This window comes from Pedobacter sp. WC2501 (genome assembly GCF_052682415.1).
The window spans coordinates 2,388,578-2,410,303 of record NZ_JBQZFI010000001.1; the positions used below are offsets into that span (position 1 = coordinate 2,388,578).

Here is a 21,726-nt window from a genome sequence, read left to right on the forward strand (position 1 = left end):
TGATTTTAATGTGCAAATATCTAATCATGAGTTGAGTAGCTGGGCTATAAAATTTCAATGTTCTTCTGCTCAAATACCTCAAATATCTGTGCATTGATCATGCTTTTGGTCAGATCAGCCTTTGAAATATCCTTACACCAGAAATAAATGTTGATTTTGCTGTTGAGTTTGCTAACCGGACTGATCATGATCACAGGTTCTTTGCTAATAAATACGTTGTCGTTTTCGCCTATAATTTCCCTGATCAAGTTGACTACATCTGTGGTATTAAATGGCTTGGCAATCGATAAAGAAATGTTTACGCGCATCAGGTTATTGCTCAGCGTCCAGTTGATGATATTGTTGGATAGGATGGCACCATTGGGAATGATAATTTCGGCACCCTCTTCGCTAAGCAGTGTACTTGCACGAACACCGATCTCTTTCACCCGGCCTTTTTTATCGCTTAGTTCTACAATATCACCTATTCTGATGGTTTTATCAAAAATAAGGATAATCCCTGATACAAAATTGCTTACAATATTCTGTAAACCCAAACCAATTCCAACGCCCAAAGCACCCAAAATAACCGTGATTTTGTCGATTGGCAGTCCCGATGCTGCAACGGCGATTAAAAAGCCTCCAATTAATAATACCAAACGGGTTACCAGTAATTTAGAACGTTCTCCTTTATTATCCTCAAAATTATCATCGCCTGTATCGCCAAAGAAATAGGCAATGTATTTTTGCAAAAAGTTGGCAATCCAAATGATGCCTAAAAACAATACAATGCCCCCAAAGGTAAAAGAGAAACTGCCTATAGTTCTTTTTTCAGTCAGGATTTCCATTACCGATTCGTAGAGGCTATTGAATATATTCAGGTTTGTGGTAAATATTACAAACCAGATTAGGGTAGCACCAATGCCTGTGAGTCTTTTAAGCCCTGCAATTACAGGCAGCCAGTCAAAATACTCAGGAAATCCCTTACGAATCCTGCTGCTTTTCATCTGCAGTAAAAAGGCTTCTACCAACACTTTGGCCAGGATGGTTAACGATATGGCATTTAAAAGCGAGCTTACCCCGGTTGAATAAAAAACCTGTGTAAGGGTAAAGCGGCCAAATAAATTACAAAATGTGGCAATGATGGCAAAGCCAACATATATAAATCCCGTGACGAGGATCATTTTGTATTTTTTGGCTTTTTCATCGAGTATTTTCCATACCATAACACCATAGGCAACTGAACTGGTAGTGAGGAATAACAGGAGCCAGCGCTGGTATCTGGGCGGCATGCCCAAAAGACGTAAGAACACCGGGGCAAGAAGGAGTATCACAAATATGCACCAATAGTAAAATAACTTTGAGTTTAACCTTTTGCGGAAATATACAGTGAGCAAAATCGCTAGGATAATTTCTACTGCTTCTATGTATAGTGCGGGTGCCCTCAAATCGAAAATAGGCGCCAGTGCAAAGAGCATGATAAAGGTGATTAAATAGGGCTGAGGACTGATCAGCGAAAAACCATCCAGGGTTTCTAAACGACCCCGCTGTTTTACGCTTCTAAAATTGAAGAATACCCAAAAGAAAAATATGGTGCAGGTAAAAAACAACAAGATTCTGCTGCTCCTTGTATATACAAAATAATACCGCGATATTTCCTGCTCTCCTTTAATGAACCTACTGAAGCCCATGCTTTTATTGGCCGGCCTGTTTACGGATTCCCATAAATAACGACGTTCTTTACCAAAAGCTTTAATGCTCACCGCATCAAGCTGGTTATCGGTAAGGTACATTAACTCTTTAATGTTGATTAGATTAGAAGAGGTTCTCGCTTGCAGGTTATTGATTGATAAGGTGGTGGTTTTCAATAAGCTATCCATCACTAAACGTTTCTTCTTTAGTTCGGCAAATTCACTTTTAAACATAACCTGCACCGCAGGTACTGTAAAAACTTTAATCAGTACAGTATCTTTACGCAGGTTAAGAATTTCGGTTTTTAATGCCCTTAATTCCTTTTCATATTCGTCGAGGTCTGCTAAACAATCCCGGTTATTGCTCTGTAATTCTTCCAACAAGGTCTCGTCCATCTGTAGGTTTTGAAGATTTGGAGATCTGTCGCTTTGCGTTAACCGGCTTTTAAGCAGTGTCAATGCAGCTTCATCCTGAGTTAAATGTGCCTCTATTGGCTTAAGTTTTTTAAATGAACCAACCGTTACCGGAACTTTGTTAATGGTTTCAAATACTTTTTCCAGGTGCGCAAGGTAATCACCCTTGGTCAATATTGCAGAATCGGAAAGAATAGATACATCCTGCCCCTTACCAGGTAACCTGTCCTTTTGTGCAAATGCATTACCCATAATAAGAAAGGTAAAAAGAAGGGGTATCAGGTTTCGGAACAGTATAGGGAAATTATTTATTGTTATCATTGGATTTAAAGAAATATTGGGAAATATCCTTTTTAAGGATATAGGTTGCCAAAAATAAGGATTAGAATTGATTTTACGGCCGGTGGTTTTGGCTATTTCATTTGCACTGAACCTTGAAAAATGCGAGAGCATTAATGCCAGAGAGAATTTGATGAAAATTTATACTGTTGTTTAGTAGAAAAATTAAATAAGGTCTTTCGTCTAATCCCTTGACTAGAGATAATCAGATTTATTCCTTTGTGAGGTAGATGTTCATTATGCCCCGTGCAGCAGTTTGGTTAGTTCCATAAATAAGCGATTGTTTATCTGTTACCTCCGAGCTAATCCGCATGTACTGATCAGTTTGAGCTACAATGCTCCAAGTAGTCTGTACAGCAAAATTAGGATTGCTGAAAGTGAGAATACGGTTATCTGTATTTCGCCTTAAACTATAGTCTGAAAACTTTACTGATGTATTAATATCAGTAGAAACTTTTACCTGTTTATCATCAAATGTCCAGTACGATTTTACAGCATCAGCTATGATATGGCTAACTTTGATTCCCGAAGAGTTGTAAAGCTCGAGGTCATACCCTCCGGTCGACCATTTGCCACTCAAGGTTTCACTCGTGGTATTATCGGTGTCTTTTTTGCAAGCTGATATATTGATTAAGATAAATAATAGAAATAAAATACGTTTCATGCCTGGTTTTTAAGTAGTTGAAGTTAAAGAAATCGAAATGAATTCGCAAATCTATTATATTGCTCACTCAGCTACCGGTAATTTGATAGCTGAATAAACTCTTTTAAATTTATTTACCTCAGCCTGTAGCAAGTAACGCGATATCCACGTTTACATCTTAAATTAACACTAAGCACTAATGAAAAAAATCTTACCAATTCTGTTCGTATTATTTTGTATCGCTGGATGTAAAAAGGAAAAACAGGGAAATTATTCTGAAACCATAACAAAGGGAGAAAAATGGGGAATAAAGATAGGCAGCTCGCATGCTGAGGTATATGCCCAGCTGCAAAAGGCAGGCTCAACCCTCGACTTTCAGAATGTGGCAATTTTTGGCCACAAGCCCTATAGTTCGCCAGAAAGCCTGGGTCAACTCCTTCCTTATTATTATGCGCTCACTATTTATAACAATACCGGAACCTTAGATCGTGTAGTGCTGCTTTTTAGTGGAGATAAAGTGCAGGAGATTGCTACAGGCGGTGGCCTCACCACACCAGTAAACAAATGGCCGGAAAATGCGGCTGATGATACCGCGATAAAAGTTGATGATCCGGTTTCAGGTTTAACAGCAAAGCTGATCAAAATCCATCAGTTACCAGCCTATGCAGCTTACGGATTTGTACTTTCTGATAAACCATTAAACAAACCGTACGATCTGGATATGAATAACCACGACGACTGGCAGTTTGGCTTTTCAGACTTTGTAAGTGCAAGCATCAGCGGATCTTCAACAGTAACCCTTCATTTCAAGGCAGGTAAGCTGGAGAGTATAGCGCATGATTATCGCGAAGGGCAAATATTTAATTGATCCAATTTACTGAAATTAAAAAGAAAGTATCAAAAAAATGAGGATGTATCATAAACATAGATTTGTCATCCTGAGCTTGTCGAAGGACTTGTTAAATAGGTTTTAAAGTATTTCGACAAGTTCAACATGACAGCATTTAAGGTGAAATGGTATGCGTTATACAACCTCTTTTTTCTACTATAACTATAATTAGTAACGCTTATGCACCACTAACAAATTTAACGCATTATTAAATTAATGGATCAGAATCCTGACTGCGGGGATTGTGCTCCGGAAAACTCTTATCGAAATGATGGTGACGATAAAAATTTGCACGGTCAATCTCTACAATTTCATCTTCCATCCGCAATGCGGCTGGACTTCCTATTATGCCGCGGATTTGGTTCTCCAACTCAGGCGTAACTTCACCAATAATATATCTAGGCATAGCCCTGAACTGATCATGGTGAATATCGGGTAAAATAACTTCTTTTTTACCTTCACCTAAATTTACGAGACCGATTGGGATCAGCACAGCTTTTTCTTCCAAGTCTTCGCCCATATCAGCAAGTTCCACAATAACGTACCGTATTGCATTTTGTTCGGGATCAAATAAGAGGTCGCGCACCTTTCCAACCGGATCGCCAGCTTCATTTCTTACTGGCCAGCCTTTAATGTCAGCCTCGCCATCTGTTAATTGATAAATACTTTTTGAGAGCTCTTCTAAATTGCTGTATACAATAGTTCCTGAATTCATAATTGCTTTTTTAAAGGGGCGATTAATAATGATGCCCATTTTTACAACAAGTTTTTCAGGAGATGGTTTTTATGTTAATGAGCCAAGTTACAAAGATTGGGCAGCTTAAACGAATATCGAAAACTGTTAAATAATCTATAAATATTTGTTATTTAGTGTTTTATGTTAAAGTTGCTTGGGTGTGGAGAGCTGCAGGATATCAATCAAAATAATTTTTATCAGGTAGTTATTATACTGTTTTACGGTAATTTTGTATAATCATTAAAAAAGAATCAGAAGTAATGAAGGATATAGCTGAATTTAAAAAGTCATTAGAAAAAGATAGACCTGATAGCAACATGTCGGTTCTGCTTCGGGCACTCTGGTACGATGCAAAAGGAGATTGGCATACGGCACATAACCAGGTCGACCATTTAGGCGATGTTGGTTCAGCCCGCATCCACGCCTACCTGCACCGCAAAGAAGGCGATATCTGGAATGCCGATTATTGGTATGCCAAAGCCGGAGAAAAAAGGCCGCAGTTATCATTAGATCAAGAATGGGAAGAATTAGTACAACAGTTTTTATCGTGACAGGCATAAACCACGTATCATTTAGCTCATATAAAAGTAAATGACGGTTGGTATATTGGGAAAATGATGCCAGAAACGATATTCATCGCCCCAAAATCTCCGGTCATTTTTATTTGGCAGGCATTTTAAATGAGGGTGGAAGTGAAGCTTCATCCGCTGCCCATAGTTTATTCGGACGTTTGCCCATTACGAGCTCCAATACGCCTCCTCTCATTAAATCCTTGTGAGCAAACCACGATTTGTTCCATACCTGTCCGTTTAGTTTAGCCGATTGAATGTATTTATTTTCAGGAGAATAATTGATGCAGTTCAGCTCAAACTTTTTGCCATTTCCAAGGTCCAGTTTTACATTGGCGAAAGTGGGGCTACCAATTACATACATGGGCAAGCCTGGGGTTATCGGGTAAAAACCCATCTGTGAAAATACCACAAAAGAAGTAAGGCCACCGCCATCTTCATCGCCGGGGATACCCATTAAATCGTTACGGAACCATTGGCTTAATAAACTCCTCACCCTTTTTTGCGTGCGCCAGGGCTGCCCTGCATAATTGTATAAATAAGGTATATGCATGGCAGGTTCATTACCCATAGAGAATTGCCCAACATTACCAGTATGATCGGGCAACTGCGAATAAAAATCAAACCTGCTTTTCCCAAGTGGGGTATTATACATTTTCTCCAGTTCATCAACAAAGGCCTGTTTGCCGCCAATCATATTTACCAGATCGCCCAGGTTGTGCAACACGTCCCACCGGTAAAGCCAGCCATTATTTTCGTCGTAAGTTTCTCTGGCACCAAGTCCGCCTGAAAAGCGGTAATCCAGCGGTTTAATAAATTTGCCTTCCGCATCCTTCGGATGGAAAAACCTGGTCTCCGGATTGAACACCGTATGGTAGCTGGTACTTTTATCTAAAAAGTATTTTGCCTCATCGGTTTTACCCAACTGTTGGGCAATGTTGCCCAGGCACCATTCATCATAAACTGTACCCAGGGTTACCGCTATAGGTTGGCGTTTTTCAAAATCATGAACTTCTGCTGCGGTTTCTTTTTCACCTTCAGGTAAAGCAGGAAAATAGCCCTTATCTTTAAAAAACTGATCTAAAACACCTGCTTTTTTTGACGACCATGGTGCCAGGGTTTTTTCGGTAATGGCTGCTTTACAATACTGATAAGCTTCATCAAGATTAAAACTTCTCAAACCCTTATTATAAGCATCAATGATAGTAGCCACACCATGATTGCTGTTCATCCTTCTGCTATCACCAGTTACCTCCGGAAAAGTTGGCATCCAATGATCGTTCATCTGTTGCGCCATGCGCAGGTAAGAATTAATCATATTGCCTTCCATTTTCGGCTCAATAATCACACGAAGCGGATGTGTAGCCCGGTAAGTATCCCAAATCCAGTCGTCAGTAAAAAATGGCACACCGTTATCATTATGCACTTTTCCGTCGAAGGCGCTAAAATATTTTCCATCTTCAGATAAGCTGATCATCCTTTCGTAAGTGCGATAAAGGGAAGTGTAAAATATGGTTTTGGCTGTTTCATCAGTTCCCGCTACCATGATCTTTCCAAGTGTAGCATTCCAGATATTTTTTCCGGTCTGCGCCACCTGATTCAGGTTATAATCCTTGATTTCGCGACGGAGATTCTGCTTTGCCTGTTCTTCACTGATAAATGAGACGCCGTAACGTGCCTTAATCTGACTGGTGTGAGCGGGAAATTTTAAAATAAGGTAAACATCACGGCCGGAAGCAGACTGTTCTCCCGAGTCAATTTTGGTTCCATGATGCCTGCCTGATTCAACAGGTGTTAAATCAGTTTCGAAGTAAAGGTAAACCCTGGTATTATTGTCTAGTTTCTGAAAACCACTCACCACATTTTGGCTCACCTTTAGCGCTCCGTTTCTGGTATTTAAAACCAGGTAAGCCGGAACATTTGTCTGCGAAAAGTTGAGCGCATAGATTCCTGATTGGTGCGAGGGGGCAAATTGTACATTTATCCCAAAATCATCAAGGTCAACTTCATAATAATAAGGCTTAATCACCTCATTGTCGTAACCATAAGAAATTACGTTACCCGCATTTTTGAGATCGCCCTGAAAAGGGCTCAAATTAAAGGCCGAGCTGCCCCGGTGGCTGGTAACCACAACAGGCAAACCATCTATGGTATTACTGGTAAAGTTATCGCGCTCCGGATAAACCCGCAATAAGCTGTTAGGTAAATGAACAGTAGGGTAAGTGGGTACAAGTAAATGGCTAATGTTACCAATGTACGGGTTAACATAGTCAACGGGTTGTTTTTTAGCTTGTGCATGCGCAAAATTGATACAAGCTGTTAGCAAAAGTATTGCGCTCAATAAAGAATATGTATATTTTTTCATGGCAGGGCTTTCGATTAGATGCGGTAAACATAATACTTTCAAAAACGATATTTTGCTAGCTGGTGAGTTGCCAGCTGTATCATTAATGATGTAAATCTTTTTAATCTGCTTAAAATACTAAAACGATTTATCAAATCTAATGGAAAGGATCAGTTTATCAAAAAATCAACAGTAGAAAAAGTCTTTTCCTATTTGGCCTGTTTACATCTCCGGTAAAGTGCAATGCTTTCGCCAGAAAAATGATGTTACAACTTGCAATTAGTACTGTATAAACAAAAAAAGAGCGATGAATAGATTCATTGCTCTCCGAATGTTAAATTTTTATTTATTATTTTGATAATGAAGCCGTTTGTGTTGTTTCGGCTACTGGTGAACTCATTTTTGTTTTCATTGCTGCAAATCTGTCCAGATTCAATTTTGGTGTGCTTCCCATTACCAAGATATGTTCTTGAGTAGCTCCGCTTAATTTTAAATCTGCACGACCTTCAATTACGGTGTATAAACTTTCTGTATTTGAATTGATCTCGGCAACAGCATCTCCTTTTAAGAATAATTGAAGGTATTTCGAATCCAATTTACCTGCAGTTTTTACCACTGCATTTTCAGAAGCCTGGATCCTATAGATATCTTTTACATAGATGGTAATCTTAGCTGTATTACCATCTGCCGAAGTGATTTTTAGTGCATGCCCATCCTGGATCACTTTTACTTTCCCGATATTATCATCATTATAACTTACACTTTCTTTTTGTCCTTGCACCAATGTGATTTCCACATTTCCACTTACAATAACCTGGCCGATGTTTTTAGGTGCCGACATTTTGATTGGCTGTTTCTCGTCTGCCATTACACTTGTGGAGAAAATAGCAGAACTTAAAACGATAGCTGCTAATACTGATTTTGTTAGGGTTTTGATAGAGGTTTTCATAATGCTGTTGTTTATATTTTTATAATATTTTGTTTCTGTTTTAATGATAAGACGCAGGTATTACAGAAACGTTGCAGCAGCAATCAGGATATTATACCAACACAGGTAAACAATCGACGAACAGGTTTAAAAATCAGGCGAAAAAGCGTTCGTTTTCTGAATGAATTCTACAATTTCTTGATTTTAAGGGCAGGTGCGAACTTAAAATTCCAGAAATCAACAATTACTAAATAGATATAGGATTGTCCTCTTGAGGGATAATTTATGGTATAAAATCAATATGAATGACAGGTGATTTTAATGAACTGTAGGATGCGTGGAATTGTCATTATAAGAAGGCTTTTTAGCCGACGAAACAATCTTTACAGTAGAATCACTGGTATGAAAGATTGCTTCGTCGTTCCTCCTAGTAATGAACACCCTTATATTTGGAATTTGTCAACGACAGTTTGTCGAAGGGCCTGATTAAGGTGTTACAAGGTGTTTCGATACATTCGTCAAGCTCAGTACAGGCTGAGCTCAACGTGACATATTCGATTGAATTACAAATAAGATGCAGTCTCCTATAACTAAAATTTAATCGATAGTTTTTCAGAAATGAGCGCATTGTTTTTATAGTACTCAAAAAACCAACTTCCATTCTTTTTTAAAATTATGCCGTTTGTATTCCCATTGTTCGAAATATAACAATCCTCAACTGAGGTTTTTAGTAAGGTCATTACAATTTTAGGTGTTGCATCTATCAGTTGGTAGCCATTGCTTATGGGTTGTGCATATAACATTGCTCCTTGTTGGTCAGTTTTGGCAGTCATAGGCTGTTCAACAGGTACAGGTGCAGTTTTGGTCTCTGTGTTTGAATTGGCTTGGGCTACACTGGTCGCCACAGGGAGGCTACCCGCCACATACTTTAAATCGTTAAAAGATGTAAATGCATCTTTCAAGGCCGAATTATAAGAAGTTTCATATTCTTTTTCCCTGCTTTTTCCTTCCTTGCTCTTGATCACTACAGCGCCCTTACAATCTTTAAGTAAAAGAGTAAGATTGGTAACAAACATGCTGTTTTTTTCCTGCAGTTCTACTACCAGGGCCTTGCATCTATCGGTTGCAATTTCTTCCGGTATTTCGGCATTGTCGAAATACACAGTAAAGCCTTTTTCCTCAAAAAAAGCCTTAGTCAGACTATTTAAGCCATATTGGTTAACCTGCTTGAGAAAATTGAATTTCTCGGGCACAATGATGTATTTGTAATTTACAGTATTAGACTGTGCATTTACGGAAAAAGAGATTGCTAAAAGGATAATAAAAAGATATCTTTTCATAATGGTTAATGGAGTTTGGATAAGATTCCGCCTCAATTTATAGAATGAAACGGAGAAAATCAAATTTATCGTTTCCATAATACAATCCGTATTAATCAATCGGTTATTCGATCAGATCACACTAGCAATAGAACAAAGTTTATCATCATCCATTGCATTAATCGATTCAATTGTTTATTATTATGGCGATTAATGATCTTAATTTAATTATAACACTGCGCTTGTCGCGTGTATAAAACCAAATATTCCAGAAAAATGGAGGAGCGCCTACTCATTAAATTAAAAGGCTGGCTTAAATGCCAGCGTATTTCCTGCCTTAAGATTGTAGCCAAAAATCTAATAAACTACCTATCTGGATTTCTATTCAGGAACAAACGGCCTTCCTTGTTAAAAAATCTTTTTCTTATTGCGAAATTAAACCAATTATAACCTAAATCTGAGCACATGCTTAACATTCAAACCACAAAACTATTCTGGGCAAGCTGTCTTGCATTATTAGTCACCTCGCTTTCCTTCGGCATCCGTGCAGGCATAATGAACCAGCTTGGGATCGATTTTCAATTAAGTACCTCACAGTTAGGCACCATTACGGCTGCTGCCTTTTGGGGCTTTCCACTGGCCATTGTAGTTGGAGGATTTGTAGTGGATATGATCGGTATGAAACGTTTGCTGGTCATGGCCTTTATCTTTCACCTTGCCGGCATTATCCTTACCGTTTTTGCGCAGGGCTATTGGAGTCTGTTTTTATCTACCCTGCTAATCGGCATTGCTAACGGTACTGTAGAGGCCGCTTGTAATCCATTGGTTGCTACTTTATACCCGGAGAATAAAACAACCAAATTAAATCATTTTCACTTATGGTTTCCCGGAGGTATTGTAATCGGTACACTGCTGGTTACCCTGTTTGTGCACCTTGGACTGGGCTGGAAGGTGCAGGTGGCCATGATGATTATTCCTACTTTAATTTATGGATACCTGTTTTCAAAGCTAGATTTCCCCGTTACCGAAAGGGTATCATCCGGTTATTCCAGTTCAGATATGTACAAAGCAGTACTTTCTCCATTGTTTATTTTTATGTTCATCTGCATGTTCGGTACCGCCATTACCGAGTTGTTTACAGGTCAATGGATAGGCTTACTGTTGAAAAACGTGACAGATAATGCCATTTTATTGCTTACCCTAACAACCGGGATCATGGTAATTGGCCGGGGTTTTGCCGAACCGGTAGTGCACCGTCTTGCTCCTCAGGGCGTACTGCTCTTATCTGCAATATTTGCTGCCGCGGGACTTTACATGCTCAGCACTTTTACAGGAAATTCAGTTTTCTTCGCTGCGATTGTTTTCGGTATCGGCGTTTGTTATTTCTGGCCAACTATGATTGGTTTCGTCGCTGAAAATGTTCCTAAATCAGGTGCGCTTGGCTTAAACCTGATGGGAGGTGCAGGTATGTTTGCTGTTTCTATTTATACCATGTTTATGGGGAGTTTTTACGATAACCTGATCGTTAAACATCTACCCGCTGGTGCCCCGTTTGATGCATATTTAAAAGCTCCCGAAAATTCAGCATTTGCGCAGGCGCTTGCCAATGCCAAAAATCTGGCCGGTCCTGAAATTCTGCGTGCTACATTGATCATTCCAATCATATTAATTGTCGCTTTTGGCGGATTGGTGATCTACCTGCGTTCACGAAAAAAGACGAGTGTTGTAGCATCATAATTAATAGATGATGACCTTATAGATTATCCATCTTATATGAGAAGAACAATAGCTACAAGTTTATGATGCTAAATTTATCATAACTTGTAGCTATTTGAGTTTTATTTTCTACCGCTGCGTTCTTGAATAAATTAATTATAACAAGGAACTGCCCGATGGACAATCGTATGGGGCTTTGCCTGCTGCAAAAATTCTAGTGTTTTCACTGCCCTCTGTAGTGATTTTATTACCTGATATCCTGATCCAATTGCCTTCACGTAAGCCTATTACTTTGATATCGTTCTGTGTTAGAAATTCCATAATCCTCGTTTCCCTTGTTTCTCCGTTATGTTTTAACTCCGGATTTGGGTCAAGATAATGAGGATTAAGGTTAAAAGGAACCAAACCCATACATTCAAAAGAGCTAGGGTACACAATAGGCATATCATTGGTGGTTTTCATATTCAAGCCACCAATATTGCTTCCGGCACTACAACCCAAATAAGGTTTGCCCAGTTTGATATTTTCGCTAAGATGCTTCATCAACCCAAGCTCATGGAGTGTTTTTACCAGAAGGAAGGTATTTCCTCCACCAGTAAAAAATCCTTTGGCAGCACTGATGGCGCGAATGGGGTCGTTAAATTCATGCAGGCCTTTAATGCTGATATTTAGCTGGGAGAAAAATTCGCGGACTTTGCTTGTATACTCTTCATGCGAAATGCCTCCGGGTCTTGCAAAAGGAATAAATACAATTTCATCTATTCCGGCAAACAGCTTAATAATTTCATCTTTTAGGTATTCGAGGTAATTGCCTCCGAAAAGTGTAGAAGTAGAAGCGAGAATGACATTCATTTTTTTGTTTTTTGGAGGCAATTATAATGTTTTTCCATTAAAATAACTGCCCCTTGATCCAATAACCACCAATTGGTCTTTGTGTCGTATTTAATGCGTCACTTATTTTGAAATTGCATAAAAAGAAAAGTTAAATTTTGTTTAATTAAAAAACTACCTGCAAACGATTACAGAACCTGTATTTAAAGTGTTAAATTATACTTTCATCATCGAATCTCCATCTTCCTTTATCCTTAATTCTATTATGTTCTATTATGGCAAATAAACACTAATTTTGCGCTCTAATTTTTATAATCATGAGGCTGGCAATAAATGGTTTTGGTAGAATAGGAAGAACATTTTTACGCTTGGCACTGGCTGAAGGCTTCGATGTGGTGGCCATTAACGATCTAGCAGATGCTAAAACAATGGCACATTTGTTCAAGTATGACAGTGTTCATGGGGTTTTCGCAGGGAACGTTTCGGCAAAGCCGGATGCACTTGTGATTGATGCGCTTTCCATTCCGGTTTTTGCCATTGCAGCAGCTGATGAGCTACCCTGGTCTGCATTGCGCGTTGATCTGGTTATTGATTGTACTGGCAGAAACCTCACAAAATCATCAGCTGAAAAACATATTGCCTCAGGCGCAAAACAGGTATTAATTTCTGCTCCGGCAGCAGACGATATCCCTATGGTAGTATTGGGAGTAAACGACGATAAAATTGATTTAACGAGTGCTGTGCTATCAAATGCGAGTTGTACAACCAATAATATTGCTCCCATGATTAAGATCTTGAATGATAACTGGGGCGTTGAAGAAGGTTATATTACTACTATCCATTCCATGACGGGCGATCAGAATCTGCATGATGCCAACCACAAAGATCTGCGTAGGGCAAGGGCAGCTTCATCATCCATCATCCCAACTTCAACTGGTGCAGCTAAAGCCATTACGCATATTTTTCCCGAATTGGATGGCCGCTTGGGTGGTGCAGGAATCAGGGTTCCGGTTTTAAACGGATCTTTAACCGATTTTACCTGTCTGTTAAAAAAGAAAACAACCATCGAAGAAATTAATTCTGCTTTCAAATACGCTGCAGAAAATGAATTGAAGGGCCTTATTGAGTACACTGAAGATCCGATTGTATCTATCGATATTATTGATAATCCACATTCGTGCATATTCGATTCATTATTAACTTCAATTGTTGGCGATCTGGTTAAAGTAGTAGGTTGGTATGATAACGAATATGGCTACAGTAGCCGCTTAATTGATGTGGTTAAAAAAATTGATAAGCTTTCTAAAGGCTGATTTTAGATTTTTGCGTAGATTTTAATGCCCAATAAACCAATACTGGTTGAAAAAACAGACGTAAAAAACGTTTACTATCCGTATTAAGTCCAAAGGCGTTGCGTTTATGGGTGTACTGTGAAATATTTCCGGGAAATACGCCAACAAATAATCCTGCGGCAATTTTGCCAATTAAAGCTTCGTGTTTTTTCGGAGCAAGCACTAATGCGGTACCCAATGCAATTTCAACAAAACCAGAATAAACAACGGTATCGTCTTTTTTCAAAGGCGCCCAATCTGGTACTTGCGCCTGGAAAGGTTTGCGCGCAAAAGTCAAATGACCGATTCCGGCAGTAATTAAACCTGCACCAAGTAATATTCTAGCTGCTGTTTTGATGTTTTCTTCTTTCACTTTATCTATTTTAAATTCACTATGCTACAAATTAGCAACAAGTAAATGGAAGGTCTGTTTGATAATATGTAAATTTTTCCCTTGTTATAAATGATAACTGTTTGATCAGTTCGGTTCTATATCCAAAATGTTAGCACTTTATAGCCATTATTATTATCGGTTTTCAATTGCTTTATTAACTTTGCAAACGTTTGCAATGCATCCTATAGCAATGTCTTTAGATATAAGCTGATGATAAAAATATGGTCAAATTTATTCTTCCGGAAGAAGTTCTACCTTTAAGAAGCCTGGTTTTACGCAATGGCAAGCCATTCGAAGCATGCGTTTTTGAAGGCGACCTGGCTTACGATACCTTTCACCTGGGTTTTTTAAAAGACGGTGAAATAAAATCTATTGCCACATTTATGCGTAACGATTTTTTCCCCGAAGAAGGGGAGGGCTATCAGCTTAGGGGAATGGCTACCCATCCCGATGTCGTTGGAAATGGATATGGCGCCGCATTGGTTACTTTTGCCATCGAATACTTAAAAGAATATAAAACCGATTATTTATGGTGTAATGCCCGCTCAACAGCAGCAGCTTTTTACAAAAAAATCGGTTTCACTACTGAGTCGCCAGAATTTGATATTCCAGGCATCGGTTTCCATTACGAAATGAAATTAAACTTAAATCAAAATAATTAAACATGAACACCATTGACCAGTTTGACTTTAAAGATAAAAAAGCATTAATCAGGGTAGATTTTAACGTGCCTTTGGATGATGAATTTAAAATTACCGACGATAAAAGAATCAGGGCTGCATTACCAACCATCAGCAAAATTTTAAAAGATGGCGGTGCTGTTATTTTAATGTCGCACTTAGGTCGTCCAAAAGATGGCCCTACAGATAAATATTCTTTAAAATACATTTTATCTGATTTATCTGCTCTTATTGGTGTAGAAGTTAAGTTTGCTGACGATTGTATTGGCGAAGGTGCAGTAAAACAGGCCGCTGATTTAAAATCAGGTGAAGTGTTATTATTAGAGAACCTTCGTTTTTACAAAGAAGAAGAAAAAGGTGATGTAGCGTTTGCAGAGAAATTATCAAAATTAGGCGATGTTTATGTAAACGATGCCTTTGGTACTGCTCACCGTGCACATGCCTCAACTTCAATTATTGCCCAGTTTTTTCCGGATGCAAAATACTTCGGTTATTTAATGGCATCGGAAGTAGAAAATGCAGAGAAAATTCTGAACCATGCAGAAAGACCTTTCACAGCAATTATGGGCGGCGCTAAAGTATCTGATAAAATTCTTTTGATTGAGAAATTATTAGATAAGGTAGATAACCTGATTATTGGTGGCGGTATGGCTTATACTTTTGCTAAAGCACAAGGTGGAGAAATCGGTACCTCGTTATTGGAAGCTGATAAACAAGCACTTTCTTTAGAACTGATAGAAAAAGCGAAAGCAAAAGGAGTAAACCTGATTTTACCTGTGGATACGGTAATTGCAGATAAATTTGCAAATGATGCCGATAAAAAAGATGTAGACTCTGGTCAGATTCCTGCAGACTGGATGGGACTGGATATCGGTCCGAAATCAGTTGAGTTATTCCAGGAAGTAATCAAAAACTCTAAAACTTTATTATGGAATGGTCCGATGGGCGTTTTCGAAATGGAAAGCTTTCAGGTAGGTACTAAAGCTGTAGCAGAAGCAGTTGTGGCGGCTACTAAAGATAATGGTGCTTTCTCATTAATCGGTGGTGGCGATTCGGCTGCAGCGATTGCCAAATTCGGAATGGAAGATGAAGTAAGTTATGTTTCTACCGGTGGTGGTGCTTTACTAGAATATATGGAAGGTAAAGAACTGCCAGGTGTAAAAGCTATTAATGGATAAACAATAAATTTTTATATTGAAAAGGCCTTGCAGGATTAATTCTGCAAGGCCTTTTTTGTTAATTATTACAAAGTTTAGAAATTACTGGTAGTACCGGTATCCCACCATAAGCGTGATGCGATATCATCTTTACCCGAGCTTAAAAATGTCGAAGCCTCTGCAACAGCTGAAGCATTTCCGGTTCTTTCTGCAGGTACAAATACCAGTCGCTTTATCCATTGATCAGCTGTTATAATTCCCCAATCTGGGTTACTGTCATTTTTTGCAACATGTGGAATTTTAGGATAACCTGTCCTCCTGAAATCTACCCAGGCCTCTAATGTATTGGTAAAAGTGGCCAGGTATTTTTGTGTAATAATTTTTTCCAGTTTCAATTCATTCGAATCGCCTTCATTCCAGGCTACAGTAATGGTAGAAAGGGCGGTGAAATTATTTCTGCTATCTTTTGGGTCGATATAGTTTATTGGTTTGCTTGTAGCATCAATCAGGTAGGCATCTACACCTGCTGCTCCCCAATCGGCAAAGGAGAGGCGTACTCCATTTTCATAGTTGGTTTTGGCATCGCCAGCACCTGCCCAACCCCTTAATGCTGCTTCGGCTTTTAAAAAGGCAATTTCCGATGCGGTGAAGCCTCTCCGTTTTTGTACTGATTTGAAATCCGTACTCACGGTAGAATATGGAACTCTATCATCTTTGGCATTTATAAATGCTCCGCTGCGGATACCTTTATACTTATATGAAGGGTGATCAGTAACCAATGATGCATCGCTCACTTCATTAAAATATTTAGCCACGCGGCCATCTTTTAAACCAACCATAAATGATTCCATTGTTGCACCCATGCGCGTATCGTTCCAATCAAAACTAATCATAGAAACCGGCATAACATTGCCATTTAAAGGCAAAAGAAAATTTTCGGCATTGGCGCTAATCAATCCAGCTGCATCGGCTAAAGCTTTCTCACCCTGTGTTTTGGCAATTGTAGGACTAACCTTAACCAAACGCATGGCCAATCGCAAACGTACTGAATTAAGCAATTTTAACCATAAAGTGATGTCGCCTTTATAACTAGGGTCAAATTTGATAAAGCCAGTATAAGTGGTGTTTGCTTTCAAGTTGGTTTCAATCTGATCTAACTGCGTAAACATATTATTATATAAATCAGACTCTTTATCGTATTTAATTGCACCCAAACCTGAAGTTCCATAGTTAGCGTAAATTACCGGGCCATGTATAGCTGTTAGTTTAGATATCGCTAATATCCTAACCAGTTTAGCCCAATCGCCAAATAAGGGTAATTTTTTTTCAACAGCAAGCTCAATAACCTGTTTTGATGGAGACATTACGCTACCATATATCCGGTTCCAATAGGCATCAATCCAGCGCAGGTAATAGGTTGTATTATTTACATTGCCAACAAAAGGGGTAGGTGTACCCATATAACCCATCCAGTTATCATAGCATAAATCTTCTTCAATTTGATGCCCCATCAGGTTAAATAACATTACTGAAAAAGAAGAACCCACTAAATTGAAATCCTGCTCTAATAACTTATCTGTGATCTGATTGGGATTTGTATTGATCTCTTCGAAATTTTTGGTGCAGGAGTTGAATAAAATCAAGGCAAGCACCATTAAACATAATTTTTTCATTACTTTAATATATTAAAAGTTCAACTTAAGATTAAAACCGTAAGAACGTGTAGCAGGAACTGCAAACACGTCATTTGCCTGATTACTATTGTTCGTACTCATTGCTTGCTCAGGATCAAATGGAGCTTTTTTGTAGAAGAAGAACAAGTTACGGCCAATTAACGAAACAGATGCAGATTTAATAGCCGAACCTTTTATTGGTATATTGTAGGCTAATGATATTTGTGCTAAACGAACATTAGTACGTGAGAACACATAGGGTTCCATAATTCCATTTCGGTCACCTATCACGTTGTAGTAATCTACCGGATCGATTGATGTAACTGGTGTATTACCTTTAATGGCATTAATAGGCATGGTTGTACCAGCATCGCGAATGTCGCCTGTTCTTTTACTTACACCGTATGCGTCTAAGAAAGCTTCGGTTTTAGAAAAGGCAACACCACCAAACTTAGCAGATACCAATGCACTTAAACTTAGGTTTTTGTATGTAAAGGTGTTATTCCAACCCGTTATCAAATCAGGATTTAAATTTCCAACATATTCTTGTGTTGCTGTTCTGGTTGGCTTTCCATCGGCATCCAATATGATTTGGCCAGCTGCATTTCGGGCAAGCTTAAAAATATACAAATCGTTAAAAGAACCTCCGGATTTAATGATTGAATTAAATCCTTCATCGTTACTACCTACCTGGTATTCCGGGTTTTCGGCGATAAGCTCTACAATCTTATTTCTGTTGCGTGATAAATTAAGTGTTGAGTTCCATTTAAAGTCATCATTTTTTACAGGATCTCCACCAAATGTTAACTCAAAACCCTGGTTCGTTACCTTACCCGCATTTACATAATAAAAAGTATAACCAGAACCAGAAGGCGCTGTTAAAGATAAAAATTGATTCGTACTTGTATTTTTATAGTAAGTAAAATCAAAACTTAACCTATCATTTAGAAAACGACCTTCTAAACCAATCTCATTACTGATTATCTTTTCGGGCACCAATGTTGCAAATGGGGTTTGTGTATTTCTATTAATCCCACCTATGCCATCCGGACCACCTGCACCACCTATGGTGTTACCAGGGTTTACAATGTTATAGGGTACCTCGTTACCTACCTGCGATGTAGATGCCCTTAGCTTTAAGAAATTGATTTCTTTAGGCATGGTTACCATTTGACTAATGATTGCCGATAAACCAGCTGAATAGTAAAAATAGGAGTCATTTCCGGTAGTAGCTAGGGTAGAGGCATAGTCGTTTCGGCCAGCCAAATCAACATAGATCATATCTTTAAAGCCCAGTGAAGCATTGGCGAATAAGCCTTGTTTCTGAACTCTGCTGTAAGTTTGGTTAATAACCAGATTATATGGCAGGTTTGCAAAACTGAAAAAGTTTGGGTACTGAAGCGGCACTGTACCGTTTCCAAAAGTCATCCCATCGTTAAAGGTATAATCCTGGATGCTTGCGCCTAGTACACTGTTCAAGCTTAATTTACCAAAAGTATTATCATAGCTTAAAATGGCATCGCCATATAAGGCTTTGTCATTATATTTAGTGTAATTCCAGGTGCCATTAGAACTTACGCTTACCGAGTTTCCACCTGCAGCATATCGATAATCTAATAGTCTGTCGTTATAATCAATGTTACCACGTACATCAAATTTAAAATGTGGTAAAAATGCATACGATGCTTTTGCTGTAGCAATTACCCTGTTGCTGGTAGAAAGTTTTGGGTCGTTATACAACTCCCAATAAGGGTTGTTTTGTTTTTCCTCGCTGGAGTACCAGTTTTGTTTAAACAGATTTCGGGTAGCATCAAAAATTTGATAATTGTTTTTGTAATCATCAAAATTTCTTTCCCGTGCAAATAGATATAACCCGGTTATTGGGTTATTGTAATAACCCGCACCAGGGCGGTTTTTCGACTTTTCGTAAGAAAATCTCACATTACCGCTTAAAGTAAGTTTGTCATCAAATAATTTTGTTTCCTGACTTAACGTAACATTATGCTTGTTGTAAGTACTGGTTGGTACAATACCTGTTGCATAATTGTTACCGTATGAAAAATAAGTGGTTGTTCTTTCATTCCCTCCAGATACAGATACCGAATTAATCGTATTCACGCCGGTCTGAAAAAAATCATCGATATAATTACTCTGGTAATTTCCTTTGGTTTTAGACCAACTCCTATCATTTCCGCCATCAGCTCCATAACTGAACTGAAATTCTGGTAATGTAGCAGCACTGCTGAAATTGGTTATAGAATTTAAAGCAATTGCGATTTTGCCGTTTTGACCTTTTTTAGTGTTGATTAAAATTACGCCATTTGCCCCCTGGCTACCATATAAAATTGATCCGTTTGCCCCCCTTAAGATGGTAACCGATTCAAAATCATCCTGGTTTAAGGCAGAAAGACCATCGCCTCCATCGGTTCCGCCATAAGAGCCCGGTTGCCCACCTTTGTTGTTAACAACAGGAACTCCATCTATAACAAAAAGGGCTTCACTATTTCCTGCTATCGATTTTGAACCCCTTAATACTGTTTTTGTTGAACCGCCAACGCCGGAGTTACTGATGCCGACATCTACACCGGCAACCTTGCCGCTTAAAGCCTCCATGAAATTCGGGCTGCCTGCCTTGGTTAATTCAGGGCCTGCAAGTTGCTGAGCAGCAAAGGTAAGTGCTCTTTTCTCGCGTTTTACACCCAAAGCGGTAACTACCACCTCTGATAGATTTGCATTACCGGAAGATTTCAATTTTACGGTTACATTGGTCTGGTTGCTGATGTTTACTTCCTGAGATTCCATGCCGATATAAGACACGACTAGTATTGTGGTATTATCAGGAACGTTTAAAACAAACTTTCCATCACTTCCGGTAACTGTTTTAGCGCTTGTTCCTTTAGCAGAAACCGTTGCTCCGGGAAGCGGAAGCCCGGTATCATCAACTACCAGCCCACTTATCGTTTTGGCTAGCCGCTCATTCACACGCTTTGAGTTGTTAACCGTTACAAATGAAGTTGGATTGGCGCTTTTGTTTCTTTTCATGTCTGCGCCCTTGGCAGTGGTTTGTAAGCCAAGCCCTGCAACAGTCAGGAGTGCAAGGTTCCGCAGGCTTCTGGATGTGCCAGAAAATTTAATTTCTAAGGCGCTGATTGCGGAATAAATTTTCCTCATTTTCATACATTTTGTTGGTTTAGTTTAGTTATAATATCCTCAATCAAATTTCGATACCCAGGCAATCTCTCTAATCGATACCCTTTGTACTCTTAAAAAAAGACATAAAACGTTTTACGTATCCTATTAAAAAAAAGGATCATAATGCCTGCGGGATAGGCAATAAAGTTTGAGTCTTTAATTATAAGTAATTAAAGGTTAAAGTTGATAGTTGTTTGTTTTTTAATGGTTAAACGATATTTAATTTTGGTAAGGCTAATTTAGTAAAAATATTGATACAATGAAATAAGCAAAAATTAAATTTTATTATTTCTATTGACATTTACCGTGGAAAAAATAATGGGTATGAACTGAGGACGCTCGTTTATGACTTGCTAAATTGCTCGTCTGGCTGGAAAGCCAGTGGACAAAATCAATGGATCGTGAAAAACGGCATCCTTACCAGTCCCAAACCCGGATTAAACCTAATCACCGAAGAGAAGTTTAATGATTTCAAACTTCATGTTGAATTTAAATATGCAAAAGGAGGTAATAGCGGGACATATTTAAGATTCCGTTAAGAGGTGCAGATTGAAGACAGCAAAAAAGATGCGCATCCTAACAGCATACTTTTGGTGGTATTTATGGACTTTTGGCACCTAATGAAATGGTAACTTTAGGTCCGGATGAATGGCAGACTTATGACATTACCCTTGTTGGCCGTTTGGTAACCGTAGTAGCCGATGGTAAAACCATCATCAGTAATCAGGGAATTCCGGGAATTACCAGAGGAGCATTGGGCAGCAATGAGGGCGAACCATACTTGAATGCCTACAGGGTGATCATGCACCGATCGAATTCAGGAAATAGTGATTATTCCTGCGAGATAATTAAACGCTATGGGAAGTGTCAGATGGTAACATCTGACACCACGGCTAGCTAA

At 38.8% G+C, this 21,726-nt stretch carries 18 protein-coding genes; 8 read left to right on the top strand and 10 right to left on the bottom strand.

Going from position 1 to position 21,726, the window contains the following annotated elements:
• Window positions 1–44: 44 nt before the first annotated feature.
• Window positions 45–2,336 (bottom strand): mechanosensitive ion channel family protein, encoded by a 2,292-nt coding sequence (locus ACUN24_RS10195; protein WP_445562398.1) that lies wholly within the window; start codon window positions 2,334–2,336, stop codon window positions 45–47.
• A gap of 298 nt (window positions 2,337–2,634) precedes the next feature.
• Window positions 2,635–3,087, bottom strand: a complete 453-nt coding sequence (locus ACUN24_RS10200; protein WP_445562399.1) for a hypothetical protein — start codon at window positions 3,085–3,087, stop codon at window positions 2,635–2,637.
• 178 nt (window positions 3,088–3,265) lie between these two features.
• Here ACUN24_RS10200 and ACUN24_RS10205 point away from each other — a divergent pair, with 178 nt between their 5' ends.
• Complete coding sequence (locus tag ACUN24_RS10205; RefSeq protein ID WP_445562400.1) at window positions 3,266–3,934, top strand: hypothetical protein; 669 nt, start codon at window positions 3,266–3,268, stop codon at window positions 3,932–3,934.
• A 229-nt stretch (window positions 3,935–4,163) separates the two neighbouring features.
• On the opposite strand, the gene ACUN24_RS10210 is transcribed toward ACUN24_RS10205, so the two are convergent.
• Window positions 4,164–4,670 (bottom strand): PRC-barrel domain-containing protein, encoded by a 507-nt coding sequence (locus ACUN24_RS10210; RefSeq protein WP_445562401.1) that lies wholly within the window; start codon window positions 4,668–4,670, stop codon window positions 4,164–4,166.
• Between the two features lie 281 nt (window positions 4,671–4,951).
• Between ACUN24_RS10210 and ACUN24_RS10215 the strand changes: the two genes are divergently transcribed.
• Window positions 4,952–5,242 (top strand): hypothetical protein, encoded by a 291-nt coding sequence (locus ACUN24_RS10215; protein ID WP_445562402.1) that lies wholly within the window; start codon window positions 4,952–4,954, stop codon window positions 5,240–5,242.
• Window positions 5,243–5,351: 109 nt separating this feature from the next.
• On the opposite strand, the gene ACUN24_RS10220 is transcribed toward ACUN24_RS10215, so the two are convergent.
• The 3 genes from ACUN24_RS10220 to ACUN24_RS10230 all read right to left on the bottom strand — a co-directional run bounded on the left by ACUN24_RS10220 (window position 5,352) and on the right by ACUN24_RS10230 (window position 9,872).
• Window positions 5,352–7,625 carry a GH92 family glycosyl hydrolase gene (locus ACUN24_RS10220; RefSeq protein WP_445562403.1) on the bottom strand — a complete coding sequence of 758 codons (2,274 nt, stop codon included), beginning with the start codon at window positions 7,623–7,625 and terminating at the stop codon, window positions 5,352–5,354.
• A 328-nt stretch (window positions 7,626–7,953) separates the two neighbouring features.
• On the bottom strand, window positions 7,954–8,553 hold the full coding sequence (locus ACUN24_RS10225) for a GIN domain-containing protein (protein WP_445562404.1): 600 nt from the start codon (window positions 8,551–8,553) through the stop codon (window positions 7,954–7,956).
• A 569-nt stretch (window positions 8,554–9,122) separates the two neighbouring features.
• Window positions 9,123–9,872 carry a hypothetical protein gene (locus ACUN24_RS10230; RefSeq protein WP_445562405.1) on the bottom strand — a complete coding sequence of 250 codons (750 nt, stop codon included), beginning with the start codon at window positions 9,870–9,872 and terminating at the stop codon, window positions 9,123–9,125.
• 444 nt (window positions 9,873–10,316) lie between these two features.
• Between ACUN24_RS10230 and ACUN24_RS10235 the strand changes: the two genes are divergently transcribed.
• The gene (locus tag ACUN24_RS10235) at window positions 10,317–11,588 is read left to right on the top strand and encodes an MFS transporter (RefSeq protein WP_445562406.1); all 1,272 of its coding nucleotides are present in this window, start codon (window positions 10,317–10,319) and stop codon (window positions 11,586–11,588) included.
• 135 nt (window positions 11,589–11,723) lie between these two features.
• Here ACUN24_RS10235 and pepE read toward each other — a convergent pair whose 3' ends face one another.
• A complete protein-coding gene (gene pepE / locus ACUN24_RS10240) occupies window positions 11,724–12,419 on the bottom strand; it encodes a dipeptidase PepE (protein ID WP_445562407.1) in 696 nt (231 codons plus the stop codon).
• A 296-nt stretch (window positions 12,420–12,715) separates the two neighbouring features.
• On the opposite strand from pepE, the gene gap reads away from it, so the two are divergent.
• The gene (gap, locus tag ACUN24_RS10245) at window positions 12,716–13,711 is read left to right on the top strand and encodes a type I glyceraldehyde-3-phosphate dehydrogenase (protein ID WP_445562408.1); all 996 of its coding nucleotides are present in this window, start codon (window positions 12,716–12,718) and stop codon (window positions 13,709–13,711) included.
• Here the strand turns inward: gap and ACUN24_RS10250 are convergent.
• Window positions 13,701–14,102 (bottom strand): DoxX family protein, encoded by a 402-nt coding sequence (locus tag ACUN24_RS10250; RefSeq protein WP_445562409.1) that lies wholly within the window; start codon window positions 14,100–14,102, stop codon window positions 13,701–13,703. The two genes, gap and ACUN24_RS10250, sit on opposite strands and share 11 nt — an antisense overlap.
• Before the next feature lie 242 nt (window positions 14,103–14,344).
• Here ACUN24_RS10250 and ACUN24_RS10255 point away from each other — a divergent pair, with 242 nt between their 5' ends.
• Entirely contained in the window at window positions 14,345–14,785 is a 441-nt protein-coding gene (locus tag ACUN24_RS10255; protein ID WP_445562410.1) for a GNAT family N-acetyltransferase, read from the top strand.
• A 2-nt stretch (window positions 14,786–14,787) separates the two neighbouring features.
• Entirely contained in the window at window positions 14,788–15,981 is a 1,194-nt protein-coding gene (locus tag ACUN24_RS10260) for a phosphoglycerate kinase (protein WP_445562411.1), read from the top strand.
• Window positions 15,982–16,055: 74 nt separating this feature from the next.
• On the opposite strand, the gene ACUN24_RS10265 is transcribed toward ACUN24_RS10260, so the two are convergent.
• Entirely contained in the window at window positions 16,056–17,633 is a 1,578-nt protein-coding gene (locus tag ACUN24_RS10265; RefSeq protein ID WP_445562412.1) for a SusD/RagB family nutrient-binding outer membrane lipoprotein, read from the bottom strand.
• A 12-nt stretch (window positions 17,634–17,645) separates the two neighbouring features.
• Window positions 17,646–20,804 carry a SusC/RagA family TonB-linked outer membrane protein gene (locus ACUN24_RS10270; protein ID WP_445562413.1) on the bottom strand — a complete coding sequence of 1,053 codons (3,159 nt, stop codon included), beginning with the start codon at window positions 20,802–20,804 and terminating at the stop codon, window positions 17,646–17,648.
• A 422-nt stretch (window positions 20,805–21,226) separates the two neighbouring features.
• Here ACUN24_RS10270 and ACUN24_RS10275 point away from each other — a divergent pair, with 422 nt between their 5' ends.
• Window positions 21,227–21,364: a family 16 glycoside hydrolase gene (locus ACUN24_RS10275; RefSeq protein WP_445562414.1), complete on the top strand. Its 138-nt coding sequence runs from the start codon at window positions 21,227–21,229 to the stop codon at window positions 21,362–21,364.
• Window positions 21,365–21,450: 86 nt separating this feature from the next.
• Window positions 21,451–21,726 carry a hypothetical protein gene (locus ACUN24_RS10280; RefSeq protein ID WP_445562415.1) on the top strand — a complete coding sequence of 92 codons (276 nt, stop codon included), beginning with the start codon at window positions 21,451–21,453 and terminating at the stop codon, window positions 21,724–21,726.